Here is a 13195-nt window from a genome sequence, read left to right as displayed (position 1 = left end):
TGGCTGAAGCAGCTCGAGGGCGAGCTGCCGGTGCTGGATCTCCCGGCTGATCAACCCCGCCCGCCGGTGCGAAGCTTTGCGGGTGACAAGGTCTCATTTACGCTTGATCAAGAGGCCGCATCAGGGCTTCACAAGCTGGCACGGGAGAACGGAAGCACACTGTACATGGTGCTCCTTGCGGCCTACACAGCGTTATTGTCACGCTTAAGCGGACAGGAAGATATCATCGTCGGCTCGCCAATTGCCGGACGTCCGCACAAGGATCTGGAGCCGATACTCGGCATGTTTGTGAACACGCTGGCGCTGCGGGCACGCCCGGAGGGCGGGAAGCCGTTTGTACAGTATTTGCAGGAAGTGCGCGACATTGCATTGGAAGCCTATGAGCATCAGGATTATCCGTTCGAAGAGCTTGTCGATAAGCTTGAATTGACAAGGGATATGAGCCGGAATCCAGTATTTGATGCGATGTTTATCCTTCAAAATATGGAAAAGCAGGAGATGGATCTGGAAGAGATAACAGTCCGTCCTGCCACATTCGCACATCACATTTCTTTATTCGATATCACGTTAATAGCAACCGAAACAGATGAAGCCGTATGCTGCGAATTGGAATTTAGTACAGAAGTGTTCCTGAAAGATACGATTGAACGCTGGGCAGCTCATTTTATCGAATTACTGCATGCGGTCATTTCTAATCCTGAAACAAGGCTTTCACAAATAAATATAATTAGTGAAAAAGAAAAACAAAAAATTCTCACTACATTTAACAAAACTCAAGTTGAATTTGCTCAAAGTGATGTTCCTTTTCATCGCATATTTGAGGCGAAAGCTGAAGAAATTCCAGAACATATAGCTGTTATTGATAACGAAACAGAGATTAGCTATCGGCTTCTAAATGAAAGAGCCAATTGTCTGGCACGAACATTGCAAAACAGAAAAGGTCCGAAGCCAACTGTGGCAGTTTTAGCCAAGCGGTCCATTGATGCAATTGTTGGCGTGCTGGCAGTGATGAAAGCTGGCGGAGTGTATATCCCAATCGATTCACACTATCCAAAAGCTCGTATTGAATACATTCTTCGTGATAGCGGGGCAGATATTCTTCTTTTACAGAGAGAGTTGGAGCATTTGATTTCGAACTCGCCTGAATCTGAGATGTCTCACATCTGCCTTGACGATGAGAGCTCTTATGAAGAAAGTAACTGCAACCTTAACTTATCTCCTGCTCCTGAAGAGGCGGTATATATCATTTATACGTCAGGAACGACGGGTGCGCCTAAAGGTGTGATTGTCACCCATCAGAACTTTACTCATGCTGCTCTTGCTTGGCGTCAAATTTATGAGCTTGATCGGAAGCCTGTCAGACTGCTTCAAATCGCGAGCTTTTCATTCGATGTCTTTTCAGGAGATTTGGCGAGATCATTGACAAACGGCGGGACGCTAATCATTTGTTCAGATGAAAAGAGGCTGGAGCCTGCTGAATTATATGGAATCATGAGCGCCCGGCGAATTACGATAATGGAGTCAACACCGGCTCTCATTATTCCGGTTATGGAGTATATATACCGTAACAAGCTCAAGCTTCCTGACCTAGATATACTGATTCTTGGTTCCGACATGGTGAAAGCTCAAGATTTCAAAACATTGACAGACCGATTTGGTCAAAGCATGCGCATCATCAATAGCTATGGCGTCACAGAGGCAACCATTGATTCGAGCTTTTATGAAACAAGTATGGGTGAAGAGTGTACGGGCGATACCGTACCAATCGGCAGCCCTCTACCGAATGTACGCATGTACGTACTCAGCCAGACTGATCAAATTCAGCCGATCGGTGTTGCCGGCGAGCTATGCATCGGCGGGGCAGGTGTTGCGAAAGGCTATCATCATAAAAATGACTTAACGAAAATGAAATTTACAGAAAATCCATTTGTCTCTGGAGAAAGGCTGTACAGAACCGGCGATCGCGCCTGCTTCCTTCCGAACGGAACGATCCGGCTTCTTGGCCGAATGGATTATCAGGTGAAGATAAATGGATACAGAATTGAAACAGAAGAAATTGAAAGTGTTCTGCTTCAAACGGGGCTTGTCAGAGAAGCTGTTGTTGCCGTTCAGCATGATAAGAATGGACATGCAGGTTTGGCAGCATACATTGTGCCTTCAGATGTCAATACGAATGCTCTCCGTGCTGCTTTAACAAAGGAGCTGCCAGCGTATATGATTCCTGCACATCTGATTCCTTTAGAAAACATGCCGCTGACCCTAAACGGAAAGCTGGACAGAAATGCCTTGCCGGCTCCAAATGACGTGTTGTCTCGTCCATATACCGCACCAGTTGACGACATGCAAAAAACGATGGCGTACATATGGGAAGATGTACTGAGCATGTCACGAGTCGGCATTCACGATTCCTTTTTTGAGCTTGGCGGAGACTCAATTAAAGCATTACAAGTGGCAGCACGGCTGGCAGCTGAAGGCTGGAGCATGACAATACGCGACTTATTCCGTTATTCAACGATTCAGGAACTATGCGGACATATCACACCATTGGCATCTCAAGCGGACCAGGGACCTGTGGAAGGTGAAGCTGAACTCACCCCGATTCAGAGAAGATTTTTCGGACAGGTCCATGCTTTTTACTATCATTACAACCAGTCCGTCATGCTTTTCAGTGACAAAGGATTCAATGCTAACGCGCTTCGTCTAGCGCTGCGTAAAATAACCGAGCATCATGATGCCACTCGCATGGTTTTCCAGCATGACCAAAACGGCCATGTCATTCCGTTTAATCGCGGAATCAATCACAAGAATGATGAACTATTTGGCCTTTATATTTCAGATTGGACAAACGTATCGCTTGAAAGAGCTCATCTTGATGAAAAACTAGCGGCTGAGGAAACCGTCATTCAACGCAAAATGAATGTACAACAAGGACCTCTGCTGCAAGCAGGTTTGTTTAAAACGTCAGAAGGGGATCATCTTTTGATTGCGCTTCATCATCTAGTGATGGATGGTGTTTCTTGGAGGATTCTGCTTGAGGATTTAGCGGCGGCATACCAGCAGGCTTTAGAAAAACAAGAAATCCAATTGCCGCCTAAAACCGATTCTTATTTGTCCTACGCCAATGGTCTTGCCCAAATAGCTGAAAGTAAACAATTGCTTTCAGAAAAAACGTATTGGCAAACGATTTTAGACGCTCACACTGCTTTTCTTCCTAAAGACATAGAAAATGTGCCGGGCAGACTCCAAATGAACAGCGATGTACAAGCGTTTGTGCTATCCGGAGACTGGACTGAAAAATTGCTGTTTGAAACTCAGCAAGCCTATGGCACTGATGTCAACGAACTTTTGCTTACAGCTTTAGGAATGGCGCTTTCTGAATGGACAGGGCATGACCGAATCCTGATTAGCACTGAGGGACACGGTAGAGAAGGGCATGTGCCAAACATTGATATTTCACGGACAGTTGGGTGGTTTACTTCCATTTATCCTATTCTGCTAGACATGGGTATTCCCGAGCCTTTCGAGGATCCGCTCGCATACCGAATTAAGATGACAAAAGATATGCTGAGAAGAGTCCCGAACAAAGGAACTGGTTACGGATTGTTAACACACATAGGAGAACTGCGTCATAAAGAGCCTGAGGTCAGCTTTAATTATCTCGGCCAATTTAGCGAAGAGAAGGAAGCTGAAACGTTTCAATTGTCATATTACCAGCCCCGTTACGAAATAGCGGGTAAGAGAGAACGAGAATATGAGCTGGACATCAATGCTCTCATTACAGACGGACGGCTTCACGTAAAAGCGGTATACACCCAAGTATTCAGCAAACACTCGATTGAGTGCTTTATGGATCGTTTTCACAGGCATCTTATCGAGACGATTGAGCATTGTTCACAGAAAAAAGCACGCGAAAAAACGCTGAGTGATTTCAGCAATAAGGAATTAACGTTGTCTGCATTATCTAGCATCGAAAATTTGGTGAAAGATCTTTAACTTTTGAAAAGGTGTGTGGAATTGATGGCACAATCGGCGCAAATTCAAGATATTTATCCGTTATCGCACATGCAAGAAGGAATGCTGTTTCATTCACTGATGGATTTCAGCTCAAAAGCCTATGTCGAACAGACCTCGTTTACGATCACAGGCAATCTATGTATCGACTCGTTTCAAAAGAGCTTAAACCTTCTTGTCTCAAGGTATGATATTTTCAGAACAATTTTCATTAAAGAAGTACCAGATCTTACAGGGCCGCAGCAGGTAGTCTTGTCAAACCGTGAATTGACAGTATATAGAGAAGATATTTCTCGCCTGGCTGATCAAGACCAGCAGACGCTGATTGATGCTTTTATGACCAAGGATCGGGAAAAAGGATTTGATTTGCAAAAAGATCCATTAATGCGCCTTGCCCTTTTTGATAGAGGCGACAGCCAATATACATGTGTCTGGACACATCACCATATCATCATGGATGGCTGGTGTCTCGGCATTATTCTGAAAGAGTTTTTCAGCATGTATGATTCACTCAAAAATAACTCGCCTGTACAGCTTGGCAGGACGGTGCCGTACAGCCGTTATATTGAATGGCTCGGAGAACAAGACCAAGAAGAGACTGCTGCTTATTGGAGCGGATATTTGAAGGAGTACGGGAATACTGCTTCTATTCCCCGGATAAAGAGCCGCCCAGCGGACAGGGATTACGAAGCCGCTCAGGTTCGCTTTTCTTTAGCGCCGGAAATGGTTGAGAAACTGACTGCGGCCGCCCAAAAATGGGGAGTCACACTAAACACGTTGTTTATGAGTATTTGGGGCGTGCTTCTCCATCGATATAATGCCGCTGATGATGTCGTTTTTGGCTCCGTTATTTCTGGACGTCCGTCAGCGATTGACGGGATTGAATCAATGGTCGGCTTGTTTATTAATACGGTCGCAGTGCGAATTCGATCTGCTGAGGGCATGACGTTTTCTTCGCTGGCCAAATCTGTGCAGGAGGATTTTTTATCATCTGAACAGCACGGGTATTATCCGCTTTATGACATTCAAAACCATAGTCCATTGAAGCAAGGTTTGATCGATCATATTTTTGTTTTTGAAAATTATCCTGTACAGCTTGATCAGGCATTACGCATCGAGAGCGAGAATGAGGAAAATGCGCTGAAGCTGGGTGACATTTCAATGTCTGAGCAAACCAATTACGACTTTAATATCGTGATCGTTCCGGGAGAATCATTTTATATCAAATTCAGCTACAACGCAGCCGTTTATGAACGTGAGGAGATGCTGCGGATACAAGGCCATCTAAAGCAAGCGATTGAATGCATTGTGACACATCCCGATGTTGCCGTCAGTGACATCAATATCGTGCCGCCAGAGGAACAACAGGTTATCCAATTGTTTAATGAAACAGAGCGTCCTTATGTGAACAAAACGATATCCCAATTGTTCGAGGAACAAGCTTACAAAACACCAGAAGCGGCTGCATTGAAAATGGGAGACGAATGCTGGACCTATCGCCAATTAAACGGAAGGGCCAATCAGATTGCGCATGCTCTCATAGAAAAAGGGGTTGGATCTGGAGATATCGTCGCTGTGATGATGAGGCGGTCAATGGAAATGCCAGCAGCTTTACTTGGGATTTGGAAAGCGGGGGGCGCTTATATGCCGCTTGATCCAAATGTTCCGACAGAACGTCTTTCTTTCTTGCTGAAGGACAGTCAAGCGGCTCAAATGCTGATAGAAGAAGACCTTATGACATTTATCCCGCCGCACTATGAAGGAAACATTGTACCGATAGAACAAACAGAAAGCCATCAATCAGCAGCTCCAGATGTGCCGCCTGGTGATCTTGCCTACTTAATTTATACGTCGGGAACGACAGGGCAGCCTAAAGGTGTTCTTGTTGAACATCAAGGCATTGCCAATACATTGCAATGGAGACGGGAAGAGTATGGCATGACCGAACAGGATATATCCCTCCATTTGTTTTCATACGTGTTTGACGGCTGTGTAACGAGTTTATTTACCCCGCTTTTATCCGGTGCTTGCGTATTGCTGACAACGGATGACGAAGCGAAGGATGTGCTAGCCCTTAAGCGAAAAATAGCCTGTTATAAGGTCAATCACATGATCATTGTTCCTTCCCTGTACCGGGTGTTATTGGAAGTGATGACTGCTGAGGATGCAAAAAGTCTTCGTATTGTGACATTTGCTGGTGAAGCGGTCACACCTGACCTGCTTAAAATGAGCGAAAAGATTTGTCCTTCTGCAGAATTGGCAAATGAATACGGGCCGACCGAAAATAGTGTGGCAACTACAATATTGCGTCAACTGAACGAAAAAGAGAGGATCACGATCGGACACCCGATAGCAAACACGAAGGTATTTGTTTTGTACGGAAATCAGATGCAGCCGATCGGCGCGGCGGGCGAACTGTGTATTTCCGGCGCGGGCCTTGCGAGAGGATACTACAAACAGCCGGAGCTGACAGAGAAAGTATTCTACGATCATCCATTCCTTGAAGGGGAGCGCGTATACCGAACAGGTGATGCAGGCCGTTTTTTGCCGGATGGAACGATTGAATATATTGGACGTTTTGATGATCAAGTGAAAATTAGGGGTTACCGCATTGAACTGGGAGAGGTTGAAACGGTTCTTCGACAGATACCAGGTGTAAAGGAAGCAGCCGTACTGGCCCGTGATGTTTCTGCTGGGGAAAAAGAGCTTGTTGCTTATATCGTTCCGGAAAAGGGAAACAGTCTCCCAGATTTGTATCGGCATCTTGTTGGGACATTGCCGTCCTATATGATTCCAGCAAGTATGATCAACATCAGCCGAATGCCATTAACATCCAGCGGAAAGCTTGACCGCTCAGCACTTCCTGAACCTGAAACAAATACGAGCCTCACATATATGGCGCCCCGAACCTTAATCGAAGCTGATCTCGCACGTATTTGGGAAGATGTGCTGAATAAACAGCCAATCGGCATTCGTGATGATTTCTTTCAGTTAGGCGGACAGTCCTTAAAAGCGACCTTACTTGTATCAAGAATACATAAAAAGCTTAATATTGAGCTGCCGATCAGTGAAGTTTTTTCAAATCCGACAATTGAAAGCATGGCTGTCAAATTGATGAGCTTAAAAGAACATGCTTTTACACAGATTGAACCTGCGGATCAAAGAGATGTCTATCCGCTGTCTTTCTCACAAAAACGATTATATGCTCTTCATCAGCTGGCAGATGACAGCACAGGCTATAACATGCCCGCTGTACTTGAATTAAGCGGATACCTCGATCGTCAGCGGCTGAGAAGCGTTCTCACAGAACTTGTGATTCGGCATGAAGCATTGCGGACTGTTTTTGTGATTGATGGAGGAGAACCCGTACAGCATATTTATCCTGAGATGGACTTTGATCTGAAAGAGCTTGAAATGGAATCAGACCAAATGCTTGAATCTGCAATTGAGTCCTTTATCAAACCGTTTGATTTATCGTCCGGCCCGCTTTTTAGAGCATGTCTCGTTTCGATGGGCAATAACCGCGGATTTTTGCTGCTTGATATGCATCATATTATCGCTGACGGTGTCTCGATGAGCACTTTAGTCCAAGAATTTACTGACTTATATTGCGGAAAAGAGCTTCCGGCATTAAGCGTGCATTATAAAGATTTTGCTGTTTGGCAGCAAGAGAAGTATCCTGAAGAATTACACAAAAAACAGGAGGCCTATTGGCTCAATCAGCTAGGGGGGAGTCTTCCTGTATTAGATTTACCGCTTGATCAAACAAGACCGCGTCTCCCCGATTTCAGCGGCGGAACAATCGAAGTCAACATTGATAAAGACACGGCTGATGCGCTGCACTGTGTAATGGCAGAAACGGGAACAACATTGTATATGATTCTTCTGGCTTCCTATTCTATTTTGTTATCTAAGCTAAGCAGACAAGAGGATATTGTTGTCGGCTCGCCTGCTTCCGGAAGACCGCACGCCGATCTGGAGCGCGTCATCGGGATGTTCGTCAATACATTAGCAATTCGCTGCCAGCCCGAAGGCCGCAAAACGTTCAGCTCGTATTTGCAGGACATTCGCCACCTGGCTCTGACAGCTTATGAGCATCAGGATTATCCTTTTGAGAAGCTGGCAGATAAGCTCGATACACATAGAGAAGTAAATCGCAACCCGCTGTTCGATGCGATGCTCGTGCTTCAAAGCAGTGATGATTTTCAGTTCGAAGTGCCGGGTCTATCGATTTCGTCTGTCACTCCTAAACACGATATATCTAAATTCGATTTGACCTTGCACGCTGAGGAGCATTCTGGCGGAATTCGCTGCCGTTTTGAATACAGCACTGCTCTTTTTGAAGAAGAGACCATTGCAAGGTGGGCATCCTATTTTATTGATCTGTTAAAAAATGTAACGACGGATACCGAGATGAGGATTTCGGATATTCAATTGCTTCCTTCTGAAGAGCGTGACTTGCTCCTTGAAAAAATGGGACAGTATGCAGCTTATCCAAGAAATGAAAACATTGTAAGCTTATTTGAAAAAAAAGCCGCTGAACATCCGGAGCATCCCGCAGTGGTGTGCGGTGACTCTCAGCTTACCTATCGAGAGCTGAATGAAAAAGCCGAGCGGACAGCTGCTCTGCTGATCAAACGAGGAGTCAGCGCTGGGGATATCGTCGGTCTGATGCTCGATCGGTCACCTGATATGGTCATTGGTGTTTTATCGATTTTAAAAGCTGGAGGGGCTTACTTGCCGATTGATCCTGAATATCCTCAGGAACGTATTAGCTTTATGCTCAATGATAGCGGGACAGAGATATTGCTGACAGAGCGCAGTCAAAACAAGCCCGCAGGCTACAACGGACATATTTTGTATATCGATGAAGGCGAAAACGACTCAATTCCGGTTGATTTAAACATTCAAATATTAACAGATCAGCCTGCATACGTGATATACACATCCGGAACGACTGGCCAGCCAAAGGGTGTCATTGTCGAGCACCGCAATGTGATCAGTCTCTTAAAGCATCAAAACCAACCTTTTGAATTTGGCCATGAAGACATCTGGACGTTCTCTCATTCATATTGTTTTGATTTCTCTGTATGGGAAATGTTTGGTGCGTTATTGAACGGAAGCACACTAGTCGTGGTCTCTAAGGAAACAGCCCGTGATCCCCAGGCATTTCGATTATTGTTAAAAAAAGAACGCGTCACTGTACTCAATCAGACCCCAACAGCTTTTTACGGCCTGATGCATGAAGATCAAAACCATTCGGATCGATTAACCATCCGCTACGTCATTTTTGGCGGTGAAGCTTTACAGCCAGGCATGCTTCAAAGCTGGAATGAAAAATATCCTCATACCGATCTCATCAATATGTACGGTATTACAGAAACGACGGTACATGTAACGTTCAAAAAATTGTCCGCAGCAGATATTGCAAAAAATAAAAGCAATATCGGCCGGCCTCTTTCAACTCTGCAGGCTTATGTGATGGACGCTCATATGAATCTGCTGCCTATCGGAGTTCCAGGGGAGCTGTATATAGGCGGTGAAGGTGTGGCACGGGGATATCTAAACAGAGATGAGTTGACCGCTGACCGTTTTGTACCCAATCCATACCTTCCGGGAGACAGATTATACCGCACGGGAGATCTTGCTAAACGCCTGTCAAATGGCGAGCTGGAATACTTAGGACGCATTGATGATCAGGTTAAAGTCAGAGGACATCGCATCGAGTTGGGTGAAATCCAAGCGGCTCTTCTCCAGCTTCCAATGATTAATGAGGCGGCTGTCGTTACCAGAGCAGACGAGCAAGGGCAAACAGCTATATATGCTTACATGGTGATAAAAGATCAACAAATTGCGAATATATCAGACATCCGGACTTCTCTAAAAACCATGCTGCCTGACTTTATGCTGCCCGCCCGTTTGATACAGATTGACAGCATCCCGCTAACTGTTAATGGCAAGCTTGATCAGAAAGCTCTCCCGGAACCTGAAAAACACACTTATACTGCTGATGATATCAGCCCAAGAAATGAGATTGAAAAGGTGATGGCTGAAATTTGGGAGGAGCTTCTTAATGTAGATGAGCTGGGCGTAAACGCCAATTTCTTTGAACTGGGCGGAGATTCTATTAAAGCGCTGCAGGTTTGTGCCAGACTGAAGCAGCGCGGATATGAAACGACAGTACGTGAGATGTTTGAACATCAGACTCTTGGTGAACTGTCCGCTCGTGTCCAAAAAGCCGTACGCGTCATTGACCAAGGTCCGGTCGAAGGTGAGATCACTTGGACACCTATCCAGCAATGGTTTTTCTCGCAATCTCTGGAAAGCCATCATTTTAACCAGTCCGTTATGCTCTACCGGTCTGAACGATTTGACGAGATTGCGCTCAAAAAGGTGCTAAAAAGCCTGGTAACCCATCATGACGCACTGAGAATCATATGCCGGTATGAAAACGGCAGTCCGGTTCAGCTAAACAGAGGCATAGGTCTGCCAGATGAGGAGCTATATGCTTTTGAACTGTTTGATGTAAAGGACAACGCAACAGACGCACATAACAGGATTAAGGAAGAAGCCAGCCAGATGCAGGAGCATATGCATTTGGAAACCGGCCCCTTGCTTCACGCTGGATTGTACAGAACCGAGAATGGTGACCATTTGTTTCTGACGATTCATCACTTAGTCGTTGATGCGGTTTCTTGGCGCATTTTGTTTGAGGATTTTTCAACAGCTTACAAACAGGCAGTCTCAGGAGAATCTATTCAACTGCCGCAAAAAACAGACTCATATTTAACGTATTCACAAAAAATAGCTGACTACTCTAAAAGCCGCCAAGTGCAGCGCGAAGCAGCGTATTGGGATGAGTGCGAGAACCGTCACATTCAGCCTGTTCCAAAAGACAATGACGCAGCACCTAACACATTCAAAGATACAGAAATGATTGATTTTGAGCTGTCCCGCCATCATACAGAATTACTGTTAACGGCTGTGCATAAAGCTTACAGCACGGAGATGAATGATATCCTTCTGACAGCTTTAGGACTTGCTTTGCAGCAATGGACGGGCAATAACCAATTTAAAATCAGCATGGAAGGCCACGGAAGGGAATCCTATCTTGACGACATTGATATTAGCAGAACTGTTGGCTGGTTCACCTCCATTTATCCTGTGTGGCTTGATATGAGCGATTCTGAACATAAGAATAGCGATGAGCGCCTAGGCCACCTCATTAAACAGACAAAAGACATGCTGCATCGTATACCGCATAAAGGTGTGGGCTACGGTGTGCTGAAATATATCAGCAAAAAATGGGACTCTGAGAAAAACAGCCCGGAAATCAGCTTTAATTATTTAGGTCAATTTGATCAGGATATCCAATCAAAAGCCTTTGAAGTGTCTGACATCAAGCCAGGAAATGAGATCAGCCCGAACTGGGAGCGGCCTTATGTACTGGATATCAGCGGTGCCATTTCTTCGGGATGCCTGAACCTGCACATCATCTATAACAGGCTACAATTTGAGGAAAATACAATCCAAACATTTGCCAGGCATTTTGAACAGACACTGCAAAACATCATTGAGCATTGTACGGGCAAAGAAAGCCGAGAATGGAGCGCATCGGATTTCACTGATGAAGATTTAACGCTTGATGAATTGAACGAGATTATGGGAGCCGTCAACAAACTATAGGGAGAGGAGATTCATCTGATGCCGCAGCAACCCGAAATACAGGATATATACCCTTTGTCTTTTATGCAGGAAGGGATGCTTTTTCACTCATTGTATGATGAACAGTCGAGAGCTTATTTTGAACAGGCCTCTTTTACGATCAATGGACAGCTTGACTTGGAGCGTTTCCAGAAAAGTATGGATGCTGTTTTTGACAGGTACGATATCTTTCGAACAGCATTCATCTATAAAAATGTAGCCAAGCCTCGTCAGGTCGTGCTCAAGCAACGTCCTTGCCATGTTCATTTTGAAGATATTTCTCATCTCAATGAAAAAGATAAAGAACATTGTACAGAGGCATTCAAAGAGCAGGATAAATCCAGGGGATTCGATCTGCAAACGGATGTACTAATGAGAATATCTATTTTAAAATGGGCGCCTGATCGTTATGTCTGTATTTGGAGCCACCATCATATTTTAATGGATGGCTGGTGTTTAGGCATTGTCATTAAAGATTTTCTTCACATTTATCAAGCGCTGGGTAAAGGCCAGCTTCCTGATTTGCCTCCCGTACAGCCGTACGGGACGTATATTAAATGGCTGATGCAGCAAGATCGTGAAGAAGCAGCTGAGTACTGGAAAAAGCGGCTTCAGCATTTCGAAAAATCTACACCCCTGCCGAAAAGAACAGATCAAATTCCGAATGGGACATTACAGCAGATCACGTTTGCCATTCCCGAAAAAGAAACCGCCGAATTACAGAAAATCGCAGCAGCTTCTGGTGCGACACTAAACACTGTTTTCCAAGCTTTATGGGGGATTATTCTTCAAAAGGTCAATCGCAGCAGCGATGCTGTGTTCGGTTCAGTTATATCAGGCAGACCTTCTGAGCTAAAAGATGTGGAAAACATGGTCGGGCTTTTTATCAATACCATTCCTATTCGAGCCCAAAGTGATTCTCTGTCTTTTTCTGACCTAGTCAGGAGAATGCAAAAGGACATGAATGAGGCAGAAGCCTATAGTTACTTCCCCTTGTATGATATTCAGGCGCAGAGTGCTCTTAAGCAAGAGTTGATCGATCATATTATCGTCTTTGAAAATACACCTACCCAGCAAGAGATCGAAGAACTGAATCAAGTTGGATCATTTGATTTCTCCGTCAAAGATTTTGAGATGGAAGAGGTGACCAATTATAGTTGCAGTGTCAAAGTGATCCCTGGCCGTACCTTGTACGTTCGGATTCATTTTCAGACCAGCGCTTATCAACCAAGCATGATGTCCGAAATAAAAGATTATTTGCTGCACATGGTCTCTGACGTCATCTCTGATCCATCTCTTCCTGTGTCAAAGATGACATTGCTTGATGAGAACAAAACACGGAAAATCGTTTCTCAAAACAACAGGTCAGTATCTGTTTCGCCTGAAGCCCCAACTCTGCATGCTCTGTTTGAACGACAGGCGGCTTTCACACCGGAACGGACAGCCATTCGATTTTCAGGCGGTTCGCTGACGTACGCTG

At 44.9% G+C, this 13195-nt stretch carries 3 protein-coding genes; all 3 read left to right on the top strand.

Annotation, left to right across the window (positions count from 1 at the left end):
- Positions 1–3993: non-ribosomal peptide synthetase (locus C1T29_RS11565; RefSeq protein WP_208945702.1), on the top strand; the 3993-nt coding region annotated here is incomplete at its 5' end.
- A gap of 24 nt (positions 3994–4017) precedes the next feature.
- Entirely contained in the window at positions 4018–11697 is a 7680-nt protein-coding gene (locus tag C1T29_RS11560) for a non-ribosomal peptide synthetase (RefSeq protein ID WP_103750583.1), read from the top strand.
- An 18-nt stretch (positions 11698–11715) separates the two neighbouring features.
- On the top strand, positions 11716–13195 hold a 1480-nt coding region (locus C1T29_RS11555; RefSeq protein ID WP_231516560.1), incomplete at its 3' end, for a condensation domain-containing protein.

Source organism: Bacillus sp. MBGLi79 (genome assembly GCF_002953915.1).
Note: the sequence above shows the minus strand (reverse complement) of the source record. Positions and strands in the feature narration are given on the sequence as shown.